At 72.2% G+C, this 24,584-nt stretch carries 19 protein-coding genes and 1 pseudogene; 1 reads left to right on the plus strand and 19 read right to left on the minus strand.

Annotated features, from left to right (window positions below; all coding sequences use genetic code 11):
* Window positions 1-15: 15 nt before the first annotated feature.
* From pyk to WFH25_RS00985, 16 genes and pseudogenes are all read right to left on the minus strand, one after another.
* Entirely contained in the window at window positions 16-1,461 is a 1,446-nt protein-coding gene (gene pyk, locus WFH25_RS00910; protein WP_070416231.1) for a pyruvate kinase, read from the minus strand.
* 140 nt (window positions 1,462-1,601) lie between these two features.
* Complete coding sequence (locus WFH25_RS00915; protein WP_092387017.1) at window positions 1,602-3,059, minus strand: glutamate synthase subunit beta; 1,458 nt, start codon at window positions 3,057-3,059, stop codon at window positions 1,602-1,604.
* Window positions 3,052-7,569 carry a glutamate synthase large subunit gene (gltB, locus tag WFH25_RS00920; RefSeq protein ID WP_336696702.1) on the minus strand — a complete coding sequence of 1,506 codons (4,518 nt, stop codon included), beginning with the start codon at window positions 7,567-7,569 and terminating at the stop codon, window positions 3,052-3,054. The genes WFH25_RS00915 and gltB overlap by 8 nt, the downstream gene beginning before the upstream one ends.
* 287 nt (window positions 7,570-7,856) lie before the next feature.
* Window positions 7,857-8,855, minus strand: a complete 999-nt coding sequence (gene lgt / locus WFH25_RS00925; protein ID WP_336696527.1) for a prolipoprotein diacylglyceryl transferase — start codon at window positions 8,853-8,855, stop codon at window positions 7,857-7,859.
* Window positions 8,856-9,071: 216 nt separating this feature from the next.
* Window positions 9,072-9,866 (minus strand): tryptophan synthase subunit alpha, encoded by a 795-nt coding sequence (trpA, locus tag WFH25_RS00930; protein WP_070416233.1) that lies wholly within the window; start codon window positions 9,864-9,866, stop codon window positions 9,072-9,074.
* Complete coding sequence (trpB, locus tag WFH25_RS00935; protein ID WP_261646525.1) at window positions 9,863-11,077, minus strand: tryptophan synthase subunit beta; 1,215 nt, start codon at window positions 11,075-11,077, stop codon at window positions 9,863-9,865. The genes trpA and trpB overlap by 4 nt, the downstream gene beginning before the upstream one ends.
* A gap of 56 nt (window positions 11,078-11,133) precedes the next feature.
* Window positions 11,134-11,919, minus strand: a complete 786-nt coding sequence (gene trpC, locus WFH25_RS00940) for an indole-3-glycerol phosphate synthase TrpC (RefSeq protein ID WP_336696703.1) — start codon at window positions 11,917-11,919, stop codon at window positions 11,134-11,136.
* Window positions 11,920-11,935: 16 nt separating this feature from the next.
* Window positions 11,936-12,175: an HGxxPAAW family protein gene (locus tag WFH25_RS00945; RefSeq protein WP_070416235.1), complete on the minus strand. Its 240-nt coding sequence runs from the start codon at window positions 12,173-12,175 to the stop codon at window positions 11,936-11,938.
* A complete protein-coding gene (locus WFH25_RS00950; protein ID WP_336696528.1) occupies window positions 12,172-12,942 on the minus strand; it encodes a Trp biosynthesis-associated membrane protein in 771 nt (256 codons plus the stop codon). The genes WFH25_RS00945 and WFH25_RS00950 overlap by 4 nt, the downstream gene beginning before the upstream one ends.
* Entirely contained in the window at window positions 12,939-14,483 is a 1,545-nt protein-coding gene (locus WFH25_RS00955) for an anthranilate synthase component I (protein WP_071296284.1), read from the minus strand. The genes WFH25_RS00950 and WFH25_RS00955 overlap by 4 nt, the downstream gene beginning before the upstream one ends.
* A gap of 110 nt (window positions 14,484-14,593) precedes the next feature.
* A pseudogene (gene hisI / locus WFH25_RS00960) lies at window positions 14,594-14,962 on the minus strand (phosphoribosyl-AMP cyclohydrolase); the annotation flags it as partial.
* Window positions 14,963-14,987: 25 nt separating this feature from the next.
* Entirely contained in the window at window positions 14,988-15,752 is a 765-nt protein-coding gene (gene hisF / locus WFH25_RS00965; RefSeq protein WP_336696529.1) for an imidazole glycerol phosphate synthase subunit HisF, read from the minus strand.
* Entirely contained in the window at window positions 15,749-16,588 is an 840-nt protein-coding gene (gene hisG / locus WFH25_RS00970) for an ATP phosphoribosyltransferase (protein WP_022906699.1), read from the minus strand. The genes hisF and hisG overlap by 4 nt, the downstream gene beginning before the upstream one ends.
* A gap of 45 nt (window positions 16,589-16,633) precedes the next feature.
* A complete protein-coding gene (locus tag WFH25_RS00975; RefSeq protein WP_031259753.1) occupies window positions 16,634-16,897 on the minus strand; it encodes a phosphoribosyl-ATP diphosphatase in 264 nt (87 codons plus the stop codon).
* A gap of 101 nt (window positions 16,898-16,998) precedes the next feature.
* A complete protein-coding gene (gene rpe, locus WFH25_RS00980) occupies window positions 16,999-17,658 on the minus strand; it encodes a ribulose-phosphate 3-epimerase (protein WP_070416239.1) in 660 nt (219 codons plus the stop codon).
* A gap of 47 nt (window positions 17,659-17,705) precedes the next feature.
* Window positions 17,706-18,308 carry a TetR/AcrR family transcriptional regulator gene (locus WFH25_RS00985; protein ID WP_336696530.1) on the minus strand — a complete coding sequence of 201 codons (603 nt, stop codon included), beginning with the start codon at window positions 18,306-18,308 and terminating at the stop codon, window positions 17,706-17,708.
* 62 nt (window positions 18,309-18,370) lie between these two features.
* Here WFH25_RS00985 and WFH25_RS00990 point away from each other — a divergent pair, with 62 nt between their 5' ends.
* A complete protein-coding gene (locus WFH25_RS00990) occupies window positions 18,371-19,024 on the plus strand; it encodes an NAD(P)-dependent oxidoreductase (protein WP_336696531.1) in 654 nt (217 codons plus the stop codon).
* 28 nt (window positions 19,025-19,052) lie between these two features.
* On the opposite strand, the gene WFH25_RS00995 is transcribed toward WFH25_RS00990, so the two are convergent.
* The 3 genes from WFH25_RS00995 to WFH25_RS01005 are packed head-to-tail and all read right to left on the minus strand — an operon-like array spanning window position 19,053 to window position 24,533.
* On the minus strand, window positions 19,053-20,546 hold the full coding sequence (locus tag WFH25_RS00995; protein WP_336696532.1) for an RsmB/NOP family class I SAM-dependent RNA methyltransferase: 1,494 nt from the start codon (window positions 20,544-20,546) through the stop codon (window positions 19,053-19,055).
* Complete coding sequence (gene fmt, locus WFH25_RS01000; RefSeq protein ID WP_336696533.1) at window positions 20,543-21,478, minus strand: methionyl-tRNA formyltransferase; 936 nt, start codon at window positions 21,476-21,478, stop codon at window positions 20,543-20,545. The genes WFH25_RS00995 and fmt overlap by 4 nt, the downstream gene beginning before the upstream one ends.
* 58 nt (window positions 21,479-21,536) lie before the next feature.
* Window positions 21,537-24,533, minus strand: a complete 2,997-nt coding sequence (locus WFH25_RS01005) for a hypothetical protein (protein ID WP_336696534.1) — start codon at window positions 24,531-24,533, stop codon at window positions 21,537-21,539.
* Window positions 24,534-24,584: the final 51 nt, after the last annotated feature.

Here is a 24,584-nt window from a genome sequence, read left to right on the forward strand (position 1 = left end):
GGACGCGACGCGACGTCAGTCGCGCACGTAGGCCGGAGCGGCCTCGGCGTGGGCGTCGCCCACGCGGTGCACGCGCAGGTCGTTCGTCGACCCCTCGATGCCGGGAGGGGAACCGGCCGTCACGATGACGCGGTCCCCGGGGGCGGCGAGGCCGTTCTCGAGGAGGACGTCGTCCACCTGCGAGAAGAGCTCGTCGGTGTGGGTCTTGCGCTCGACGAGGAACGAGCGGACACCCCACGTGAGGGCCATGCGGCGACGCGTCGCCTCGTTCGGGGTGAACGCGATGATCGGCAGACCGTGGCGCAGACGCGACATGCGGCGGGCCGAGTCGCCGGACTCGGTGAACACGCAGAGGTACGAGGCCTCGGTGAACTCCGCGATCTCGACCGCGGCGAGCGTGATCGCCCCGCCGAGGGTACGCGGCTTGGTGCCGAGCGGCGCGATGCGCTCGAGGCCGTGGTCCTCGGTGGACTCGACGATGCGGGCCATCGTGCGGACCGTCTGCACCGGGTACTCGCCGACGCTGGTCTCGCCCGAGAGCATGACCGCGTCCGCGCCGTCGAGCACGGCGTTCGCGACGTCGGAGGTCTCGGCGCGGGTCGGGATCGGCGACGAGATCATCGACTCGAGCATCTGGGTCGCGACGATGACCGGCTTCGCCATGCGGCGGGCGAGCTCGACGGCGCGCTTCTGCACGATCGGGACGGCCTCGAGCGGGAGCTCCACACCGAGGTCACCGCGGGCGACCATGATGCTGTCGAACGCGTCGATGATCTCCTCGAGCGCGTCGACGGCCTGCGGCTTCTCGATCTTCGCGATCACCGGGAGGCGCTTGCCCTCTTCGTCCATGATCTCGTGCGCACGCTCGACGTCGGCGGCGTTGCGCACGAACGACAGCGCGATGAGGTCGGCGCCCTGGCGGATGCCCCAGCGGAGGTCCGCCTCGTCCTTCTCGCTGAGCGCGGGGACGTTCACGGCGACGCCGGGCAGGTTGATGCCCTTGTTGTTCGAAACGGTGCCACCGACGACGACCTCGGTGCGGACGCGCACACCGTCGGTGTCGAGCACGCGGAGGCGGACCCGGCCGTCGTCGATGAGCAGCGGATCACCGGGCTTGACGTCCTGCGGGAGGCCCTTGAAGGTCGTGCCGCAGATCTCCTTCGAGCCGGGGACGTCCTCGGTGGTGATGGTGAACACGTCGCCGACCGCGAGGTCGTGCGGGCCGTCGGCGAACTTCGCGAGGCGGATCTTCGGACCCTGCAGGTCGACGAGGATCGCGACGGGCTTGCCGAGCTCCTCGGCGGCGCGACGGACGTTCTCGTAGTTGGCCTCGTGGACGCTGTAGTCACCGTGGCTGAGGTTGAGGCGGGCGACGTCGACGCCTGCCTCGATGATCTCCTTGACGGTCTCGTACTCCGACGTTGCCGGTCCGAGCGTCGAAACGATCTTTGCGCGTCTCAATGGATTCCTTCGTGGTGGTGGATGGTGCTTGGGTTTCCGCGCTGTGGGGCCGCGCGGAACGAAGCGAGGCCACCAGCACCCTATCGAGTGCCGGTGGCCTGTCGCTCACTGCTGGGTGGGCATCGGGTGGACGTCCATCGTCAGACCGAGATCGCCCGGTCGGTCGCCTTGACCGGAGCCGGGAGGATCGTCGAGCCCTCGAGGTACTCGTCGACCTTCGCGGCGGCGGCCCGGCCCTCGGCGATCGCCCACACGATGAGCGACTGCCCACGACCGGCGTCGCCCGCGACGAAGACGCCCGGCTCGTTGGTCGTGTAGTCGGCCTGGCGGGCGACGGCACCGGAGACCGTCACGGGCAGCCCGAGCTGCGGCGCCAGCGTGTCGGTCTCGGGACCGGTGAAGCCCATGGCGACGAGAACGAGGTCCGCGGGGATCTCGCGCTCGCTGCCGGCCTTCGGGACCCGGCGGCCGTCGAGGTACTCGGTCTCGGCGACGCGGAGCGCCCGGACCTCGCCGGCCTCGTTCGCGAGGAACTCGACGGTGGACGCGAGGTAGTGGCGTTCGCCGCCCTCTTCATGGGCGCTGGTGACCTCGAACACGGTCGGGAACATCGGCCACGGCTGCTCGGACGGACGCTCCAGCGGCGGCTGCTTGCCGATCGCGAGGTTCGTCACGCTGAGCGCACCCTGCCGGTGGGCGGTCCCGATGCAGTCCGCACCGGTGTCGCCGCCGCCGATGACGACGACGTGCTTGCCCTCGGCCGTGACCTGGTTGTCGACGGTCGTGCCGGCGTTCGCCTTGTTCTGCTGCACGAGGTAGTCCATCGCGAAGTGCACGCCGGCGAGGTCGCGCCCCGGGATCGGCAGGTCGCGCGGGACCGTGGCGCCGGTGGCGACGACGACCGCGTCGTACCGGGACTTCAGGTCGTCCCAGGTGATGTCGCGCCCGATCTCGACGCCCGCACGGAAGCGGGTGCCCTCGGCCTGCATCTGGGCGAGCCGCGCGTCGATCTGACGCTTCTCCATCTTGAAGTCCGGGATGCCGTAGCGGAGCAGACCACCGATGCGGTCGTCGCGCTCGTACACCGCGACGGTGTGGCCGGCGCGGGTCAGCTGCTGTGCGGCGGCGAGCCCGGCAGGACCGGACCCGACGACCGCGACGGTCTTGCCGGTCAGGCGCTCCGGCGGGTGGGGCGTGACCCAGCCGTTCTGGAACGCCTCGTCGATGATCGAGACCTCGACCTGCTTGATCGTCACCGGCGGCTGGTTGATGCCGAGCACGCAGGACGCCTCGCACGGAGCCGGGCAGAGCCGACCCGTGAACTCCGGGAAGTTGTTCGTCGCGTGGAGTCGCTCGATCGCCTGCCGGCCCTCGCCGCGCCAGGTGAGGTCGTTCCACTCGGGGATGAGGTTGCCGAGCGGGCACCCCTGGTGGCAGAACGGGACGCCGCAGTCCATGCAGCGTCCGGCCTGTCGCTTGAGCGCGCCGGACTCCTGCTGCTCGTAGACCTCTTTCCAGTCCATGAGCCGCACGGGTACGGGTCGTCGGGCCGGGAGCTCGCGCTCCTGGACCTTCAGGAATCCCTTGGGGTCAGCCACCGGTCACCTCCAGAATGCGGTTCCAGACGACGTCGCCGTCCGGGTCGAGGCCCTCGTCGACGGCCTGCTGTCGGGTCTCGAGCACGGCCGCGTAGTCCCGCGGCAGCACCTTGACGAAGTCGCTCAGGTCACCGGACTCGAGCAGTTCGCTCGCGAGGGTCGACCCGGTCTCGGCAGCGTGCCGCGCGAGCAGGTCGTTCACGATCTCGACGTCGGCGCTGTCGAGCGGCTCGAGCCGGAGTTCACCGGACGCGAGCGAGTCGGTGTTCACGTGCTCTTCCCGCAGGCCGCGGACGTACGCGGTCCCGCCGGACATGCCGGCACCGAGGTTCCGACCCGTCTCGCCGAGGATCAGGGCGAGCCCACCGGTCATGTACTCGAGCGCGTGGTCCCCCACGCCCTCGACGACGGCGGTCGCACCGGAGTTGCGCACCAGGAAGCGTTCGCCCACGATGCCGCGGATGAACATGCTGCCCTGGGTCGCGCCGTAGCCGATGACGTTGCCGGCGATGACGTTCTGCGCGGGGTCGAAGCCACTGCCCGCGTCGGGACGCACGACGATCTCGCCGCCGGACAGCCCCTTGCCGACGTAGTCGTTGCTGTCCCCGACCAGGCGGAGCGTGATGCCCGCCGGCAGGAACGCGCCGAGCGACTGCCCGGCGGAACCGCGCAACGTCACGTCGATCGACCCCGACGGCAGGCCGTTCTCGCCGTGGCGGAGCGTGACCTCGTGGCCGAGCATCGTGCCGACCGCGCGCTCCGTGTTCCGGATCGGCAGGTCGAGCGCGATCGTCCCGCCGTGCTCGAGGACGTCGGCCGTCTGCTGGATGAGCTGCACGTCGAAGTGCTGCTCCAGCTCGTGGTCCTGGTCGCGCTGGTGCCGGCGGGGTTCGTCGGCGTCGAACCGCGGTCCCTTGAGCACGGGCTCGAGGTCGAGGCCGGACGCCTTCCAGTGCTCGACCGCGCGGTCGACGTCGAGGGCGTCGGCGTGGCCGATCGCCTCTTCGAGGGACCGGAAGCCGAGCTCGGCGAGGAGCTCGCGGACCTCTTGCGCGATGAACTCGAAGAAGTTCACGACGAACTCCGGCTTGCCGCTGAATCGCTTGCGGAGCTCGGGGTTCTGGGTCGCGACGCCGACCGGGCACGTGTCGAGGTGGCACACCCGCATGAGGATGCAGCCCTCGACCACGAGCGGCGCGGTCGCGAAGCCGTACTCCTCGGCGCCGAGCAGCGCGGCCACGACGACGTCACGGCCGGTCTTCATCTGCCCGTCGACCTGCACGACGACGCGGTCGCGCATGCCGTTGAGCATGAGCGTCTGCTGCGTCTCGGCGAGGCCGATCTCCCACGGGGTGCCCGCGTGCTTGAGCGAGTTCAGCGGCGACGCACCGGTGCCGCCGTCGTGCCCGGAGACCAGGACGACGTCGGCGAGGGCCTTCGTCACACCGGCGGCCACGGCCCCGATGCCCGACTGGCTCACGAGCTTCACGTGGACGCGTGCGGACGGGTTCGCCCGCTTGACGTCGAAGATCAGCTGCTTGAGGTCCTCGATCGAGTAGATGTCGTGGTGCGGCGGCGGCGAGATCAGGCCGACACCCGCGGTCGCGTGCCGGGTGCGGGCCACCCACGGGTACACCTTGGTCGGGGGCAGCTGCCCGCCCTCGCCCGGCTTCGCACCCTGCGCCATCTTCAGCTGGATGTCGGTCGCGTGCGTCAGGTACATGCTCGTGACGCCGAACCGCCCGGACGCGACCTGCTTGATCGCGCTCCGACGCTCGGGGTCGAGCAGGCGGTCGACGTCCTCCCCGCCCTCGCCCGTGTTCGACCGGCCGCCGAGACGGTTCATCGCGATCGCGAGCGTCTCGTGGGCTTCCTTCGAGATGGAACCGTAGGACATCGCACCGGTGTTGAACCGCTTGACGATCGACTCGATCGGCTCGACCTCGTCCAGCGGGACCGGCTTGCGGGCACCCTGCGCGAAGCGGAAGAGGCCGCGGAGCGTCATCAGCTGCTCGGACTGGTCGTCGACCGCCTGCGAGTACTCGCGGAAGATGTCGTAGCGACGGGAGCGCGTCGCGTGCTGCAGCCGGAACACGGTGTCCGGGTTGAAGAGGTGCGGCGGGCCTTCGCGACGCCACTGGTACTCGCCGCCCGTCTGCAGGCGCTCGTGCGAGAGGACCGCGCCGTCCTGCGGGTACGCCTGGGCGTGCCGCTCGGCGTTCTCCTTCGCGATGACCTCGATGCCGACGCCGCCGAGGATCGACGAGGTCCCGGTGAAGTACCGGTCGACGAACTCCTGGCTGAGCCCGACGGCCTCGAACGCCTGCGCGCCGGCGTAGCTCGACACCGTCGAGATGCCCATCTTCGACATGATCTTCAGCACGCCCTTGCCGAGCGCCTTGATCACGTTCTTGACGGCCTGCTCCGGCGTGATGCCGCTGATCATGCCCTGGCGGACGAGGATCTCGCAGGTCTCCATCGCGAGGTACGGGTTGATCGCCGAGGCGCCGTAGCCGATGAGGGTCGCGACGTGGTGGACCTCGCGCACGTCACCGGCCTCGACGATGAGCCCGACCTTCATGCGCTGCTCGGTGCGGATGAGGTGGTGGTGCACGGCGGCGACCAGCAACAGGCTGGGCACCGGTGCCTGTTCGGCGTTGCCGTCGCGGTCGGACAGCACGATGAACTGCTTGCCGGCCTCGATCGCCGCGTCGACCTCGTCGCAGACCGCGGCGATGCGCTTCTGCATGGCCTTCTTGCCGGCGTCGACGCGGTACAGGCCCTTGATCGTCACGGTCAGGTGGCGACCGGACTCGGTCTCGAAGTGCTGGATCTTGGCGAGCTCGTCGTTGTCGATCACGGGGAAGTCGAGCGTGATCTGCTTCGCGTGCTCGGGACCGGCGCTCAGGAGGTTGCGCTCCGGCCCGAGACCCATGCCCATCGAGGTGATGACCTGCTCGCGGATCGAGTCGAGCGGCGGGTTCGTCACCTGGGCGAACTGCTGGGTGAAGTAGTCGAAGAGCAACCGGGGACGCTGGGACAGCACCGCGATCGGCGTGTCCGAGCCCATCGCACCGAGCGGCTCCGCTCCGGTCTGCGCCATCGGACGCAGCAGGATGCGGACCTCTTCCTCGGTGTAGCCGAAGGCGCGCTGGCGACGGGTCACCGACGCGGGCGTGTGCACGATGTGCTCGCGGTCCGGCAGGTCACCGAGGTTGATCCGGCCGCCGTCGAGCCACTCGCCCCACGGGCCGGACGTGGCCAGCTCGCGCTTGACCTCGTCGTCCTCGATGATGCGACCGGCCTCGGTGTCGACGAGGAACATCCGGCCGGGACGGAGCCGGCCCTTGCGCACGACCTTGTCGGCCGGCACGTCGATGACGCCCGTCTCGGAGCCCATGACGATCAGGCCGTCGTCGGTCACCAGGAAGCGACCGGGGCGCAGGCCGTTGCGGTCGAGGGTGGCGCCGACGAGCGTGCCGTCGGTGAACGTGATGGCTGCCGGGCCGTCCCACGGCTCCATGAGCATCGAGTGGTACTCGTAGAACGCCCGGAGCTCGGGGTCCATCCCGACCTGGTTCTCCCACGCTTCGGGGACCATCATCGACACCGCGTGCGGCAGCGACCGGCCGGTGAGCGTCAGGAGCTCGAGCACCTCGTCGAAGGACGCCGAGTCGCTGGCGCCCGGGCTGACGATCGGCAGCAGGGGCGCCATGTCGCCGAGCAGTTCGCTCTGCAGCTGCGACTGCCGGGCCCGCATCCAGTTGCGGTTGCCACGGACGGTGTTGATCTCACCGTTGTGCGCGAGCGTGCGGAACGGCTGCGCGAGCGGCCACGAGGGGAACGTGTTCGTGGAGTAGCGGGAGTGCACGATCGCGAGCTTCGACGCGAAGCGCTCGTCGCTGAGGTCCGGGTAGAACGGCTCGAGCTGGAGCGTCGTGACCATGCCCTTGTAGACCATGGTCCGGCTCGACAGCGACATGAAGTAGACCTCGGTGTCGTGCTCGGCACGCTTCCGGAGGCGGAAGGCCTGGCGGTCGAGCGCGACGCCGCTCCACGACGCGCCGTGCACGTCGTGCCGGATCGAGGCGACGAACAGCTGCTCGAACGCGGGCATCGCCGCTCGGGCCAGGGTGCCGAGGACCTCGGGTCGGACGGGGACCTCGCGCCAGCCGAGGACGCGCAGGCCCTCTTCACGCGCCAGTCGCTCGACGGCGCCCTTCACCGCGTGCCGGTCGTCCTCGTCGACGGGCAGGTACGCGGTACCGACCGCGTACTCCCCCGCTGCTGGGAGGTCGAAGGACACCTCGGCGCGGAAGAACTCGTCGGGCACCTGGCAGAGGATGCCCGCACCGTCGCCGGTCCCGGCGTCCGAACCGACCGCGCCCCGGTGTTCGAGGTTGCGCAGCGCACCGAGGGCTGCGTCGACGATGTCGTGCCCGGCCGTGCCGCGGAGCGTCGCGACCATCGCCAGGCCGCACGCGTCCTTCTCGTTCGCCGGGTCGTACATGCCCGTGGCGTCCGGGATCGCGGAGAACCGACGGTGCGGCGGCACGAGTGCCGCCGGGGACTGGGGTGGCTGGAGCGCCATGGGGAACCGTCCTCACGAGGAAGTGGAACAGGGACAGCGGTGGCCCGGTGGTGCGTTCCGCCCAGATGGGCGGGACTGGTGCCCGTGCCCGCCGTCAGTGAGTTGCCCTGGCGGCGTGCGAGGTGTCGGACCCGCTTGTGGTGGGTCCGGGAGGTGCTGCTGACACTCGTGACCGATCGGGATCGGTCACGCAGGAGGGGTGCTTCCTACGCGCGGCCAGCGGTGCTGCTGGTGACCGGATCGGAGTCGCTGACGGCCGCCGGAGCGTCGTCGTCGGACTCTGACCAGGTGTCGTCCGAGTCTACCCCGGACTTCGAGCGGGGCTCGCGACCGGGCAGGTACGGACTCGGCTCCTTGCCGAGGTGCCGCTTGGACTGGACGAGGAAGATGATGATGCCCAGCAGGATCGCCGCGAAGGACATCCACACGTTCGTCCGGATGCCGAAGAACGTCTCGCTCGTGTCGACGCGGATGGACTCGAGGACCGAGCGACCGATGCCGTACCAGATCAGGTAGAGCGACAGGACCTTGCCCCACTGCAGGCGGAACTTCTTGTCGAGCAGCAGGATCACGACGACGCCGACGACGTTCCAGATGATCTCGTAGAGGAACGTCGGGTGGAACAGCGTGCCCTCGGGCAGACCCTTCGGGAACGCCGCGTTCGACGACTCGATCTGCAGGCCCCACGGCAGGCTGGTCGGCATGCCGAAGAGCTCGTGGTTGAAGTAGTTGCCGAGGCGACCGAACGCCTGGGCGAGCAGCACGCCCGGGACGACGGCGTCGATGAACGCGGTGAACCGCAGGCCGACCTGGCGGCAGCCGATGTAGGCGCCGACCGAACCGAGGATGAGCGCGCCGAAGATGGCGAGGCCGCCCTCCCAGATGTAGAGGAAGGACAGCGGGTCGCGCCCGGGACCGAAGTAGTCGCTGACGTGGGTGAACACGTGGAACAGGCGACCGCCGATGATCCCGGCGGGGACGGCCCAGATCGCGATGTCGATGATGATCCAGCGCTCGACGCCGCGCGCGTTGAGCCGGCGGTTCGCGAGGATGACGGCGGCGACGATCCCGAGCAGGATGCAGATCGCGTAGGCGTGGATGCGGAAGTCGAGCGGCAGCGACCAACCGAACGCGTCGCGCAGCCAGGCGGTCAGGTCGAAGTACTGCCACGCGGTGCTCGGGCTCGGGATGCTCAGGAGGGGCATGGAGGTGCTGTCGCCTTTCGGTGCTGGCTGGGCGCGGTGCCGACGTGCCGTCGGCCCCGCTCACTGTAGCGCGGGAGGTGCGTGCGGCAGGAACCGAGGGCCCGGTCCTGTGGAAACTGTGACCGACGGGAGGCGCGGTGCGGGGCGGACGCGTCGCTCACCCGCACCGCGGTGCAGGTGGGCCGACGGAGTCGCCGGCACCGCGCCTCCTGGACGTCAGCGGCGCTGCGCGCCCGAGGTGAGGTCGGCTGCCCGGTCGGCCACGCCCTGCACGCCGAGGTCCGCGAGGGCCCGGACGAAGGCGGAGCCGATGATGGCGCCGTCGGCGTACTCGAGGACCTCGCCGACCTGCTCCGCCGTCGAGATGCCGAGACCGACGCACGTGCGCTCGACCCCGGCGTCACGGAGCCGCGACACGACGGTGCGGGCTGCGACGTCGACGCCCTCGCGCGCGCCGGTGACGCCCATCGTGGAGACGGCGTAGACGAACCCGCGACTCGACCGGACCGCCTGCTGCATGCGCGTGTCCGACGAGGACGGGGCCGCGAGGAACACCCGGTCCAGGCCGGTGCGCTCCGACTCGCGGATCCACTCGGCGCCCTCGTCGGGGATGAGGTCCGGCGTGATGAGCCCGGCGGCACCCGCGGCGACGAGGTCGTCGGCGAACCGCTCGACGCCGTACCGGAGCACCGGGTTCCAGTAGGTCATCACGAGCACGGGCACGTTCGCCCGCTCGGTGATCTGGTGCACGGCGTCGAAGACCTGCGCGACGCGGAAGCCGTTCGCCAGGCTCTCCTCTGCCGCCCGCTGGATGACCGGGCCGTCCATCACCGGGTCGGAGTACGGCAGGCCGAGCTCGATGACGTCGACGCCGTTCTCGGCCAGGGCCACGGCGGCGTCGACGCTCGTCTGCACGTCGGGGTAGCCGGCGGGCAGGTAGCCGACGACGGCGCCCGCGCGCTCGGCGTTGGCGGTGTCGATCGTCGTCGCGACCGTCTGGTTCGTGGTCACAGCTGCACCGCGTTCTCGTCGAGGATGCCGAAGTAGCGACTGGCGGACGCGACGTCCTTGTCACCCCGGCCGGACAGGTTGACGAGGATGACGCCCTCTGGACCGAGCTCCGTGCCGAGCTTGATCGCCCCGGCGAGGGCGTGCGACGACTCGATCGCCGGCAGGATGCCCTCGGTGCGGCTCAGCAGGCGGAAGGCCTCCATCGCCTCGTCGTCGGTGATCGGCTCGTACTTCGCACGCCCGATCGAGGCGAGGTAGGCGTGCTCCGGCCCGACGCTCGGGTAGTCGAGCCCGGCGGAGATGCTGTGGCTCTCGATCGTCTGGCCGTCCTCGTCCTGCATGAGGTAGGACTTCGTGCCCTGGAGGACGCCCTCGCGACCGAGCGTGATGCTCGCGGCGTGCCGACCGGTCTCGACGCCGTCGCCACCGGCCTCGAAGCCGTGCAGCGCGACGGATTCGTCGTCGAGGAACGCCTCGAAGATGCCCATGGCGTTCGAGCCGCCGCCGACGCACGCGGCGACCGCGTCGGGCAGGCGTCCGACCCGGTCGAGGACCTGTTGGCGGGCCTCTTCGCCGATGACCTTGTGGAACTCGCGCACCATCTCGGGGAACGGGTGCGGGCCGGCGACGGTGCCGAGCAGGTAGTGCGTGGAGTCGACGTTGGCGACCCAGTCGCGCAGGGCGTCGTTGATGGCGTCCTTCAACGTGCGGGAGCCGGTCTCGACCGGGATCACCTCGGCCCCGAGCAGGCGCATCCGGGCGACGTTCAACGCCTGGCGCTCGGTGTCGACGGCGCCCATGTAGACGACGCAGTCCATGCCGAACAGCGCCGCCGCGGTGGCCGTCGCGACGCCGTGCTGGCCGGCGCCGGTCTCGGCGATGAGGCGCGTCTTGCCGAGGCGCTTCGCCACGAGGGCCTGACCGAGCACGTTGTTGATCTTGTGCGAGCCGGTGTGGTTGAGGTCCTCGCGCTTGAGGATGATCCGGGCACCGCCGGCGTGCTTGGCGAACCGGGGCACCTCGGTGATGATCGAGGGTCGCCCGGTGTAGTCGCGCTGGAGCGTGTCGAGCTCGTCGCGGAAGGCCGGGTCCGCCCAGGCCTCGCGGAACGCCGCTTCGAGTTCGTCGAGCGCGAGGACGAGCGACTCGGGGACGAACCGCCCGCCGAAGTCGCCGAAGTACGGTCCGTGCAGGTCGCGGAGTGAGGTCACGATGGGTCTCCCGGGACACGCCCGGCGAACCGGGCTGGGATGGATGCTGTCGTCGGTCAGTCGCGGTCGGCGGCCGCGATGAACGACGCGAGTGTGGCAGCGGGGTCGTCGCCCGTCACGAGCGCCTCTCCCACCAGGACGACGTCGGCGCCGGCGGCACGGTAGTGCGCGACGTCGGCCGGACCGGCGACCGCGGACTCGGCGACGCGCACGACCCCGTCGGGGATGCGGTCGGCGAGCGATCCGAACAGGTCGCGGTCGAGCGAGAAGTCGGTCAGGTCGCGGGCGTTCACCCCGAGGATCCGGGCGCCGGCGTCGAGGCCGCGCGAGACCTCGTCCGCCGAGTGCGCCTCGACCAGGACGCGCATGCCGAGTTCTTCCGCCAGGGTGTGGAGCTCGACCAGCTGCTGCTGCTCGAGCGCCGCCACGATGAGCAGGACGACGTCGGCACCGGACGCCCGGGCCTCGATCACCTGGTACGGGTCGGCGATGAAGTCCTTGCGGAGGACGGGGACGCCCACCCGCGCCTTGACCGCTTCGAGGTCGGCGAGGCTGCCGAGGAACTTGCGCCCCTCGGTCAGGACGCTGATCGTCGAGGCACCGCCGCGCTCGTAGTCGGCGGCGAGGGACGCGGGGTCCTCGATCGGGGCCATGGACCCGCGGGACGGGCTGGCACGCTTGACCTCGGCGAGGATCTTCACCCGGTCGCCGGGGGCCAGGAACGTGAGGGCGTCGAGCGGGGACGCGACGCGGTCCAGGTCGCGTTCGACGTCCGCGTAGGGACGGTCGACGCGACGGGCCGCGGCGTCCCCGAGCGCGCCCGCGACGAGGGTCTCGAGCACGTTCGGCATGCCGGACCTACTCGGAGTGGTGCTTGGGGACGAACTTCGGGCCGTCGACGCCGTAGCCCGCCTTCTTCATGACGCCACCGACGATGAGGCCGATGAGCACCACGCCGGCGGAGGCCCAGACGCCCCACGGCTGGTCGAACCAGAAGAACAGCGTGCCGGCCGCGAATCCGATCAGCATGATCACGACGGCGGTCCAGGCTGCCGGCGAGTGGCCTTCGCCGAGTTCTGCGGGCTCAGTGTTGCTCACGGTGCTCCTCGTTCTGCTTCGACGCCGTCGTTCGACCGGCGTCCGTTCGATCCTACCGTGTCGTCCGGGGCCGCTCCGGCAGCGTCCGCGCTCGCGTCGTCGGGGCCCGCGGCTGCGCTGTCGGGGCCCGCGGCTGCGCTGTCGGGGCCTGCGACCGCGTCCGAGGTCGGGTCGACGCCGGCGCTCAGGTCGTCCCAGTCGACGACGGCGTCACGCTCGACCGGCGCCACCGCACGGGCATCCGCCGCCGCACCCGCGGTGGCCGCGCCGTACTTCCGGCTCGGCCCCGGCCAGGACCGCTGCACGACGAGCACGACGACCCCGAGGGCCACTGCGAGCACGCCGCCGACGATGCCGACGACCGGCCACGCCGACACGTCCACGCTCGACACGGCCCGGCGGACGGCGGACAGGTCCGCGACGCCCGCGACCTCGCCCACGGCGCCCTTCGCTGCGGCGACCGGGTCGGCCAGGGCGGTGATGCCGGACACCACCACGCCGACGCCGAGCAGGATCTCGACGGCGGCGAGCACGATCCGGACGACCCGACCGGCGATGGTCATCGCCAGGAAGAGCGCGAGGCTCGCGATCGCCAGGGCGGTGTACTGCGGGACCGCGGCCGCACCGTCGGCGTCCACCTTCGCGGCGACGGCAGCGCCCGCGTGGAGGTGGACCGTGAACCAGGTCTGCGTCCACGAGAGCATGATGATGCCCGCGACGGCGAGGCCGGCGACGACGACGAGCGGCCGGGAGCGGCGGGCCGTCACGAGTGCACCCCGCGCATCCGGTTGGCGGTCGCGATGGCACGCAGCGGTGCCGCGGCCTTGTTCACGGCCTCGATGTGCTCGGTCTCGGGGTCGGAGTCGGCCACGAGCCCTGCCCCGGCCTGCACGCGTGCCACACCGTCCTTGATGAGGGCGCTGCGGATCGCGATCGCGAGATCGGCGTCGCCGGCGAAGTCGAAGTACCCGACCACGCCCGCGTAGGCACCGCGCTTCGCGGGTTCGAGCTCGTCGATGATCTCGAGCGCCCGCGGCTTCGGCGCCCCGGAGAGGGTGCCGGCCGGGAAGGTCGCACGGAACACGTCGATCGCCGAGGCCCCGGGCCGCACGGCGCCCTCGACGCTCGACACCAGGTGCATGATGTGGCTGAACCGCTCGACCGTCATGAACTCGGTCACGGCGACCGTGCCCGGCTCGCAGACCTTCTGCAGGTCGTTGCGCGCCAGGTCGACGAGCATGAGGTGCTCGGCGCGCTCCTTCGGGTCCTCGAGCAGGTCCTCGCCGAGACGGACGTCCGCCTCGGGTGTGGCGCCGCGCGGACGCGACCCGGCGATCGGGTGGGTGATCGCTCGGCCGTCCTGCACCTTGACCAGGGCCTCGGGCGAGGCACCGACGATCCAAAAGCGCTCGTCCGCGGTGTCCGCCAGCGAGAGGAAGTACATGTACGGGCTCGGGTTGAGCGTCCGCAGCACGCGGTAGACGTCGAGGGGATCCGCGGTGACCTCGTGGTCGAACCGCTGCGAGATGACGACCTGGAAGACGTCCCCGTCGCGGATGAAGTCCTTCGACCGCTCGACGGCCGCCATGTAGTCCGCGGGGGTGGACCGGTGGGTCGGGGTCGGCTCGGCGATGTCGAACGCCTCGGCGACGGTCGCGGCGGAGGGCTGCACGAGGTCGGCCTGCATCCGGTCGAGTCGCGCCTGGGCGTCCGCCCACAGCGCCTCGGCGTCGTCGACACCGTCGTTCAGCACGCTGGCGACGAGCAGGACGAGCCCGGTGCGGTGGTCGAGCGCGGCGAGCTCGGACACGAACGCGAGGGCCTGCCCCGGCACGTCGAAGTCGGCCGGCGGCACGTTCGGCAGGTGCTCGAGCTGACGGACGGCCTCCCAGCCGATGAACCCGACGGTGCCACCGACGAGCGGCGGGGTGCCGGGGATCCGCGGGGTCGCCCAGCGCTCGTGCAGCCGCGCCAGGACCTCGAGCGGCTCGCCGTCGAGCGAGTCCACGGCGCGGGACGCCGGGATGCCGGTGTCGATCCACGCGGCACGGTCGCCGTCCTGGGTGAGGACGCCGAAGCTGCGCACCCCGACGAAGGACCAGCGCGACCAGAGGCCGCCCTGCCCGGCGGACTCGAGCAGGAAGGTACCGGGCCGGCCGTCGGCGAGCTTCCGGTAGACACCGACCGGCGTCTCACTGTCGGCGTAGAGCGCGCGCACGACGGGGACGACGCGGTGGGCGTCGAGCAGGGCGTCGAACTCCGGACGGGAGGTCGTGTGCGGCGTGTCGGAGAGCGTCGCGGTGCTCATCGGGTCTCCTCCACGGCCCCGCCGGCGAAAGCGGACGGCGCACCGGCGAGAGCGGACGGCGCACCGGCGAGAGCGGACGGCGCACCGGCGTGAGCGGACGCCGCGCCGTCGGGCGCGGACGCCAACACGGGCTCGAGGGGGTCGACGTCGAAGCAGCGGTGCGCACCGGTGTGGCACGCGGCGCCGACCTGTTCGACGGTCACGAGGAGCGTGTCCGCGTCGCAGTCGAACGCCGCCCCGCGCACGTACTGCGCGTGCCCCGAGGTGTCGCCCTTGCGCCAGTACTCGTTCCGGGACCGCGACCAGAAGGTCACCCGTCCCTCGGTCAGGGTGCGGCGCAGGGCTTCTCGGTCCATGTAGCCGAGCATGAGGACGTCCTTCGACGACTCCTCTTGCACGATGGCGGGGAGCAGCCCGTCCGCACCGAACCGCGCGCGGTCGAGGACCGCGTCCGTGCTGGTGCTGGTGCTGTCGGTCATGAGACTCCTAGCCTACGGCGGCGGGTCAGCGGACGGCGTGCCCGGTCGCGCGCAGCGCGGCCTTCACGTCACCGATGGTCATCTCGCCGCGGTGGAACACGCTGGCGGCGAGGACGGCATCCGCGCCCGCCTCGATCGCGGGGGCGAAGTGCTCGAGCCGACCCGCGCCTCCCGAAGCGATGACCGGGACCGACGCGACCGCGCGCACCGCTGCCACGAGCTCGACGTCGAATCCGTTCTTCGTGCCGTCCGCGTCGATCGAGTTGACGAGGAGCTCCCCCGCGCCGCGCTCGACGGCCTCGCGCGCCCAGGCGAGCGCGTCGAGGTCGGACTCGGTCCGACCGCCGTGGGTCGTCACGACGAAGCCCGACGGCATCCGGTCGGACCGCTTGATGTCCAGGGAGAGCACGACGGCCTGCGCGCCGAACCGGTCCGCGATCTCGCCGACGAGGTCCGGCCGCGCGATCGCCGCACTGTTCACGCCGATCTTGTCCGCGCCGCACTGCTGCAGCCGCGACACGTCGTCGACGCTCCGGACGCCGCCACCGACGGTGAGCGGGATGAACACCTGCTCGGCCGTGCGCGTCACCGTGTCGTACATCGTCGCGCGGTTCTCGACCGTGGCACCCACGTCGAGGAAGGTCAGCTCGTCCGCGCCCTGCTCGTAGTAGCGCGCGGCGAGCTCGACCGGGTCACCGGCGTCCTGCAGGTCCAGGAAGTTGACGCCCTTGACGACCCGGCCGCCCTTGACGTCCAGGCAGGGGACGACCCGGACGGAGACCCCGGTCACAGTCGTGCGGCGTGGATCGGGCTGACGAGGATGGCGCGCGCGCCGAGGTCGTACAGCGCGTCCATGATGAGGTTCGCGTCGTCGCGCGGGATCATCACGCGGACGGCCGACCAGTCGCGACCGTGCAGCGGCGAGACCGTCGGCGACTCGATGCCCGACGCGACGGCGGTCGCCTGCTCGAGGAGCCCGGTGGGGATGTCGTAGTCGAGCATCACGTAGCCGCGCGCGACGAGCACGCCCTGCAGTCGGCGCCGCAGGACGTCGATGCCGGGGATCGTCTCGTCGGTGGAGATGAGGAGCGCGGTCGACTCGAGGATGACCGGCCCGAAGATCTCGAGCCCGGCGGCCCGGAGCGTGCTGCCCGTCGAGACCACGTCGGCCACGGCGTCGGCGACACCGAGGCGCACGGCGCTCTCGACCGCGCCGTCGAGCTTGACGAGCGTCGCGGTGACGCCGTGCTTCGCGAGGAACTCCCCCACGAGTCCGGGGTAGCTCGTCGCCACCCGCACACCGTCGAGGTCCTGCAGCGTGCTGAACCGGCCGGGCGTACCGGCGAACCGGAACGTCGAGTCGGCGAACCCGAGCGCGTCGACCTCGTGCGCAGCGGAGCCGGAGTCGAGCAGCAGGTCACGGCCGGTGATGCCGACGTCGAGCGCGCCGGAACCCACGTACGTGGCGATGTCGCGCGGGCGGAGGAAGAAGAACTCGACGCCGTTGCGCTCGTCGAGCAGGTGGAGGGCCTTCGGGTCGCGGCGGCCGGCGTACCCGGCCTCGCGCAGCATGTCGGACGCGGTCTCGGACAGGGAGCCCTTGTTGGGCACGGCGATGCGGAGCATCAGGGGGTCTGCTTTCTGGTGGAGGGTCGGCGGCTGATCAGCGGATCAGAGATGTCGCCAGACGTCCGCCGGGGTGAGCCCCTTCGCCACCATGAGCACCTGCAGGTGGTACACGAGCTGCGAGATCTCCTCCGAGGTGCGCTCGTCGCCCTCGTACTCGGCCGCCATCCAGACCTCGGCCGCTTCTTCCACGATCTTCTTGCCGATCTGGTGCACGCCGGCGTCCAGTTCGGCGACGGTGCCGGAGCCCTCGGGGCGCGTGCGCGCCTTCTCGGTGAGCTCCTGGAACAGGTCGTCGAACGTCTTCACGCGCACCAGGCTACCGTCCCCCGCCGACACGGCCGACGTACCGTCCGGACGGGAGGCGCGGCTCGTGTCCGTCACGCCCGTCACCTCGGGCGCCGGTCCGGTCACGAGCGTGCTGCCGCGGCCGCCTCGCGCAGGTCCGCGATGCGCGCGGCCGGCTCGCCGCCGTAGACCGCGGAGCCCGCCACGAGGGTGTCGGCACCGCTGCGGACCGCCTCGGGCACCGTGTCGACCGCGATCCCGCCGTCGACCTCGAGCCAGACGTCGAGCCCCGAGGCGTCGACCGCCGCACGGGCGTCGGCGAGCTTCGGCATCACCGAGTGCATGAACGCCTGGCCGCCGAACCCGGGCTCGACCGTCATGAGCAGGATCATGTCGTAGGCGTCGAGGTGGTGGAGCACCTGGGTGATCGGGGTGCCGGGCTTCACCGCGACGGCTGCCCGGGCGCCGTTCGAGCGGATCGCCGCGGCGGTCGCCACCGGGTCGTCGGCGGCCTCGAAGTGGAAGGTCACGCTCGACGCACCCGTCTCGGCGTACTTCGGCGCCTCGGTGTCGGCGTTCGTGATCATGAGGTGGACGTCGAGCGGCACCGGGGAGACCTCCTGCAGGCGCTGCACGATCGGCAGGCCCAGCGTGAGGTTCGGCACGAAGTGGTTGTCCATCACGTCGACGTGCACCAGGTCGGCGGTCTCGATGCGGTGGAGCTCGCGTTCGAGGTTCGCGAAGTCGGCGGACAGGATGCTCGGCGAGATGCGGATCGTCACCCGTCGAGCCTACCGGGGTGCGTCCGTCAGCCCGCTCCGCACCGGCCTCAGCTCGCGCCGACCGCGCGGGAGCCGAGGTCCGAGCGGAGCATCGTCTCCAGCGCGGCGTCCACCAGCCGCTCCCCCTCGGCGCGGTCGATCCGACGCGAGACCACGAGCGCTGCGATCCCCTGCATGGTGGCGGCGAACAGGAGCTTGAACAGGTGCCGGGCGTCGCCGTCGCCGCCGTCCGCCAGCGCGCTCCCCATCGCGCCGTCGAGCACGGCGAACAGCGACGAGGCGGCGGCCTGCACCGCCTCGGCCCGGGTGGTCGTCTTCGCCTGGAACATCAGGTCCATCAGCGCGGCGTCGTCGATCGCGAAGTCGACGTACGCGAGGGCGACCCGGCGGAAGCGGTCGTCCAGGTCACCGGCCCCGGCCAGCGCTCGGCGCACCGCGGTGGCCAGCCGGTCGAAGCCGAGCTCGGCCACGGCGTCGAGGAGCGCCTGGCGATCGACGAAGTGGCTCCGTGGCGCTCCGTGGCTCACACCGGCACGGCGCGCGAGGTCACGCAGGGACAGCCCGTCGACACCGTCCTCGCGCAGGACCGTCACGGCCTCGTCGAGCAGGACGGCGCGGAGGTTCCCGTGGTGGAAGGGACGATCCGGCATGGCTCCACCTTACCGCGTGACTAGGCATTGCCTATTTTCTAGTCAGTGCCTAGATTGGGACCATGACATCGCAACAGCACCTGCTCGTCTTCGGCGCGACGGGCCAGACCGGCCAGCACTTCACACAGTTCGCCCTCGACGCCGGACACCGGGTGCGCGCCGTCGCCCGCACGCCGGCCAAGCTCACGATCCAGCACGACGACCTCGAGGTCGTACCGGGCTCCGTCCCCGACGACCTCGACCTCGACGCACTGCTGGACGGTGTGACCGCCGTCGTCGTGATGCTCGGGGACGTCGACGCGCAGCGTGACCGTCTGGTCAACACGCCCTTCGTCCGGGCGCTCGTACCGGCGATGCGTCGGAGCGGTGCCGCCCGCCTGCTCTACCAGGCGGGCGGGTTGAGCGCGCTTCCCGGCCGGCGGCTCGCACCGGTGCTGCGGCTCGTGCGGGCGACGCTCGCCCGCGCGTACCGCGGTCAGCACGCCGACAACGAGGCGGTGATGCGCTACCTCGACGCCGAGGCGCGGGACATCGCCTGGACGGTGCACCGGGCCGGCATCGGCTCGGACGGCCCCGCGAAGGGCGAGCTCCGCCGCTCGGCGCGGTGGATCAGCATCGCGACCTTCCGCGACTGCGCCGCGTACAACCTGCGGGCGCTGTTCGACGAGGACGCCGTGCACACCTGCGACGGGAGCGCGTACCGCCGGTCACGCTGAGCCGGCGGCCTGCTGCTGGGCTCTCGTGCTAAGCGACGCGCCGGAACAGCGCGATGAACATCGCGTCCGTCCCGATCCGGTGCGGCCAGAGCTGCACCGCGTCCCCGTCGGCCACCCGAGGGTCCCGCGCGGCCACGGACCGCACGACGGACGCGGTGTCGAGCTGCTCGAGCTCGCCACCGTGCCGCGCCATCAGGGCGTCGACCTGGCCGCGGGTCTCCGCCAGGTGCGGCGAGCACGTCACGTACGCGAGGGTCCCGCCCGGTGCGAGCACCCGCACGGCGGCGTCGAGCAGTTCGGCCTGCAGCGCGGCGAGCTCGGGGACGTCCTCGGGCTGCTTGCGCCACCGGGCCTCCGGACGACGCCGGAGCGCTCCGAGTCCGGTGCACGGCGCGTCGAGCAGGATCCGGTCGAACGTCACCCCGGCGCCGTCGCGACCGAAGCGCCGACCGTCGCCATCGACCACGGTCACGCCGTCGCCGGAGCCCGCGAGGGCCTTCCGCACGAGTCCGGCACGCGCCGGCACGAGTTCGTTGGCCACGAGGGTCGCCCCGCCCTGTGCGGCCTCGGCCGCGAGGAGCGCCGCCTTGCCACCGGGCCCGGCGCAGAGGTCGAGCCACCGCTCCCCCGGCCGGATCGCCGACGACCGGCTGAGCGCCAGTGCCGCGAGCTGGGAGCCCTCGTCCTGCACGCGGAGCCGTCCGGCGGTGACGCCCGGCACGCGGGCGGGGTCGCCGGAGATCCCGCGGATGCCGACGGGCGAGACCGGCAGGTCCGCCTCGGGGTCCGTGAGCGGCTCGGGAGGCGCGACCTGCGTCTCGTCGTCGGCGTCCGTCTCGTGTTCGGTCGCGGTCGCGGCGTGGGCCCGGGCAGCGGCGACGTCCTCGTCGGTGGCCAGCCCGGGCAGCGCGGCGAGCTGCACCCGGGGTGCGGCGTTGTCGGCCGCCAGGAGCGCGGCGAGCTCGTCCCGCGAGCGTTCGGCAGCGAGGGCGTCCCGCAGCGCGGACACCACCCACGTGGGGTGCGACCACCGGGTGGCGAGCAGTGCGTCCCCACCGCGGCCCTCGGTGATGAGCGCGTCCCACTCGTCGTCGGTCCGTGCGGCCACCTTGCGCAGCACGGCGTTGACGAAGCCGGTGGCACGGCGGGCACCGACCTCGCGGGCGAGCTCGACCGTGGCGTCGACGGCGGCGTGCGTCGGGGTGCGCATCCCGAGCAGCTGGTGGGCGCCGAGCCGGAGGACGTCGAGCACGTCGGACTCGACGTTGTCGATGCGACGACCGGAGGCGAGGGCGATGATCGCGTCGTACCGGCCGAGCATCCGGATCGACCCGTAGGTCAGCTCGGTGGCGAACCCGGCATCGCGCGCGGAGAGCCCGGCGCGGCGTATCCGGGTCGGGAGCAGGAGGTTGGCGTAGGCGTCGTCGACCTGGACCGCCCGCAGCACGTCGAAGGCGACACGGCGGGCGCTCGTCTGCCGCGGTCCGTGGTGCCGGCGCTGCCCGGTGCTCGCGGCGCTCACGCCAGGACCTTCCCGTCGAGGGAGCCGAGGCCCCGGGCCCAGGCGGCGGCGTCCATCGCCTTCTTGCCGGCGGGTTGCACCTCGGTGAGCACGAGCGGGTCGTCGGCGGTCCCGACGAGCAGCCGACCGCCCTGGACGCTGAGCGCACCGGGGGCGAGCGACGGGGCGGGGTCTGCCGCGCCTCCTGGCAGTCGGGTGCTGCGGAGCAGCTTGACGCGGGTCTCGCCGAGGTGGGCGTACGCGCCGGGCTCGGGCGTGACGCCGCGCAGGCGTGCGTGCACGACGGCGGCCGGCGCAGCGAAGTCGATGCGACCGTCGTCGATGGTCAGCTTCGGGGCGAGGGTGGGCTCGCCGGTCTGCTCCACGGCGACCGCGGTGCCCGCGGCGATGTCGTCGACGACGCGGACGACGGTCTCGGCGCCGGTCTCGGCCATCGCGGCGAGGACCTCGCCGGAGGTCGCCTCGGGGTCGATGTCGAACGGGTCGCTCGCGTACACCGGACCGGCGTCGAGCGCCTCGACGAGCTGGAACACCGTCGCGGCGGTGCGGGTGTCGCCGGCCATCACCGCGCGCTGGACGGGGGCGGCGCCGCGGTACTGCGGCAGGTCCGAGAAGTGCAGGTTCACCCAGCCGAGCCGCGGGGCGTCGAGCGCCGGGCGTCGGAGCAGGGCGCCGTACGCGACGATGACGCCGAGGTCGACCCCGAGGTCGGCGATGCGGGCGGTGACCTCGTCGTCGACCCGGGACGCCTCGATCACCGGGAGGCCGAGCTCCTGTGCGACCTGGGCGACGGGGGTCGGGGTGAGGACGCGCTTCCGGCCCTGTGGGGTCGCCGGACGGGTGAGCACCGCGGCGATCTCGTGCTCGGACGCCGCGAGGCGGCGGAGGGTGGGGACGGCCGCAGCGGGGCTGCCGGCGACGACGAGACGCATGGGTTCGATCCTCCCATGCTCCCCACGTGCTCCGTGTCCGACGGCAGCTCCGATCGTGTCAGGACCACTGGTCGCGGAGCACCGGCGCGGCCGTGGCGGCACCCGACGTCCGGCGGGCACGGACCAGCAGCACGAGCGACTCCGGCGAGTCGATCTCGTGCAGGCGGCACGGACCGACTCGGCGGCTCCAGTCGGCGGCGAACGCCTCGGCATCGGCACGGCGACGTCCCACGGCCGCCGGCACGGCGAAGTACCGGTCGCCCGGGGTGACCGCACGGGCCACGGCCAGGGCCACGACGAGCAACGGCGCCCGCCGCACGGTCGCGCGCTCGGTGCGGCTGACCTGCAGCAGGAAGCGCGGGGTCCGCACCGGGCCGAAGAACTCGGCGAGCGCGCCGGTGACGACGCGGCGGTCCTCGGGGCGTGCGCCGAGCACCTCCATCGTGAAGCTCTGCGGCACCTTCCCCGCCATCTGCGCGGTGACGCGGACGTCCCCCTCGCCGAACGCCGGGACCCGACCGGCCCGGTGCAGTGCGTCGACGACGACCCGGACGGCTCTGCGGTAGGCGCCGACGGTGCTGAACCGCTGGCGGAGGGCGAGGCCGAGCTGTCGGGCGACGGGCCAGACGAGCAGGACGGCGAGACCGATGACGACGAGGAGCCCGAGCACGCCGGGCACCGACCCGAGCCGCCAGAGGGCGACGATGCCCCGGGCGGACTCGGCGAGCAGCCAGAGGACCGCGCCGAGGACGACGGCGAGCACGAACTCCGCGGTCGGTCCGGTGCGGAACGGCTGCGTGCGTGGTTCCTCGACGACGGTCGCCGTGCTGTCGCGGTCGGCGTAGGGCTCGCCGACACGCCAGGCGGCCCAGCTGTCGGCCCGGGTGGGGAGTTCGGCGGCGATGGTCTCGTCGATGGCCCGGACGGTCTGCCGCACGTCCTTGGCGACGAGTCCGGCGAGCCGGCGGGCCTGTCCGTCGGTGAGCGCGATCGACGTGCCGCGGACCACCTGCGCAGCGTCCGAGCGGAGCAGTCCCCAGATCTGTTCGTGCTTCCGGCGCATCCGGGAGACGTCCGGGGCGGCGTCGAGCGGGACGTCGGCCGGGACGACGGCGGTGACGGTCCAGTTGTGGGCGACCTTGCGGGGCCACGCCGGGTCGAGGCGGAGCGTGCGACCGCGGAGCTGCTGGGTCGCCGACGAGGTCGCGACGGCGGTGAGGTCGATGAGGGTGTTCGCGGCGGGGCAGTCCCAGCCCTCGCCGAGGAGGCCACGGGTACCGACGACGAGTCGGGTGGTGCCGTCCGTGAGCAGGGCGGAGACGGCGGCCAGCACGGCGGCCGATCCGGCACCGGGGGTCTCGACGCTGAGCACGTGCGGGTCGTCGGGCGCCGGCTCCGTGCTGCAGGTCGTGCCGAGGCGCTGCTCGAGTGCGGGGAGCAGGATGTCGGCGTCCCGGGTGGCGATCCGGAGGTGGCGTGCGGTGACGAGCACGGGGCGCAGCGGCACGGGGTGGTCCTCCGTCGCGACCGTGCCGAAGGTCCGGAGTGCGCCCGCGGCGGGGACGGCGCTCCCCCGGGTGTTGCCGTGGGTGGCGTGGTCGGTCACGACGACGGCCCGGACCCGGTCGGCGGCGTCCTGGGAGAGTTCGAGGTGGAGCAGGTCGACGACGGCGCGGTCCTTCGCGGCGGACGATGCGAGCACGGTGTCGATCGGGTCTCGGCTCCGTCGGACGCCGCGGTCGGTCAGGGTGAAGCCGAAGTCCACGATCGAGCGCTTGATGCGCTGCCACTGCTCCGCACGGTCGGGGTCGGGCAGCAGTCGGTCGAGGGCGTAGCGGGCGAGGACCCGGATCCGCCCCTCCGCGTCGGGGGCGCGTCGGACGTCGTCGGGCAGGAGCGCGAGCAGTGGGTGGTCGGGGCGGAACTCGGCGAGGGTGCGTGCGGCGGCCTCGGCGACGGGGAAGTCGGCGGCGAAGGCTGCGGCGAGTCGTTCCTCGGCGGTGGCGGGCCGTGTGCCGGGGTCCGGTTCGGGGACCGGGCCGGTGCTTGTCTCCGGTTGCAGCGTCGTCTCGAGCCAGTCGATCCCGTCGGGTTCGGCGAGCGCGCCGCGGATCAGCGCGGCGAGTCGGCGTTCGTGGTCGCGCAGGAAGGCGAGCTCGTCCGGCGTCGGCTCGACGAACCAGACGTGGTCGCGGTAGGGCGCGAGGTTGCCCTCCTTCACGACGGCGGGTGTCGGCACTTCGTGGTCGACGTCGCCGAGCAGTGCGGTGTAGGTGTCGTGGGCGTCGCGGTCGTCGGTGGACGGCAGGGTCGCGGTCAGGCCGATGACGACCGGTTCGCGGCCGGACGCGCGGATGCGGCCGAGCAGGTAGGCGACCACCAGCGCCCAGTGGTCGAGGAGGTGGTGGCACTCGTCGAGGACGACGGTCTCGACGCCGTGTGCCACGAGCCGGTCGACGAGTGCGCGGGCGTTCGGGTGCAGGGCCTCGGCGAGGCGCTCGGGGTCCTCGCGCGCGAGCCGCTTCCGGATCGCGCGGGAACGGCGACGGACGCCCTTCCGGAACGCTGCCGGGTTGCTGGTGCGGAGGTCGTCGATCCACCGTGCCGCGGCCGCGTCGTCCCGTCCCCCGTCGACGAGTTCGCGACGCCAGTCCACGGTGGCGAGGTCGGTGAGCGGACTGCCGGTGTCGAGGACGGAGAGCATCTGGTAGGTCAGCGCGGTGAGGTCGCCGGGACGGTCCGGGTCCTCGGACACCGTCGCGTCGCCGTGCAGGGCCGACGCCGATCGGGCCCACTGCGAGCGGATGGTCGCGGTCGGCGCGAGCACGAGGGCGCGCGCACCGTGGCGTCCGGCGAGGAGCAGCCCGAGCAGGGTCTTGCCGGCACCCGGCGGCGCGACGACGTGGACGGGGTCGCCGGGTTCGACCGGCACCCGGTCGAGGACGTCGCGTTGGTACGTGCGCAGCGTGCCCTGGTAACGCCAGCTGGCGAGCGGGAGCGTGCGGGCCCCCGGGCGGTCGTTCGTGCGGTCGTTCGTGCGTTCCCCCGTCGTCACCGTCCGAGTCTCCCACGGGTACCGTCGCCAGCAGCCGAACGAGGAGGTTCC

The organism is Curtobacterium sp. USHLN213 (assembly GCF_037144815.1).
In the GTDB taxonomy this organism is placed as follows: domain Bacteria; phylum Actinomycetota; class Actinomycetes; order Actinomycetales; family Microbacteriaceae; genus Curtobacterium.

Coding starts and splice junctions, on each gene's coding strand:
- gltB (WP_336696702.1), bottom strand. CDS start 7,569: ATGTACGACCCGGCGAACGAGAAGGACGCGTGCGGCCTGGCGATGGTC.
- lgt (WP_336696527.1), bottom strand. CDS start 8,855: ATGCCCCTCCTGAGCATCCCGAGCCCGAGCACCGCGTGGCAGTACTTC.
- WFH25_RS00955 (WP_071296284.1), bottom strand. CDS start 14,483: ATGAGCACCGCGACGCTCTCCGACACGCCGCACACGACCTCCCGTCCG.
- hisG (WP_022906699.1), bottom strand. CDS start 16,588: ATGCTCCGCATCGCCGTGCCCAACAAGGGCTCCCTGTCCGAGACCGCG.
- WFH25_RS00985 (WP_336696530.1), bottom strand. CDS start 18,308: ATGCCGGATCGTCCCTTCCACCACGGGAACCTCCGCGCCGTCCTGCTC.
- WFH25_RS00990 (WP_336696531.1), top strand. CDS start 18,371: ATGACATCGCAACAGCACCTGCTCGTCTTCGGCGCGACGGGCCAGACC.
- fmt (WP_336696533.1), bottom strand. CDS start 21,478: ATGCGTCTCGTCGTCGCCGGCAGCCCCGCTGCGGCCGTCCCCACCCTC.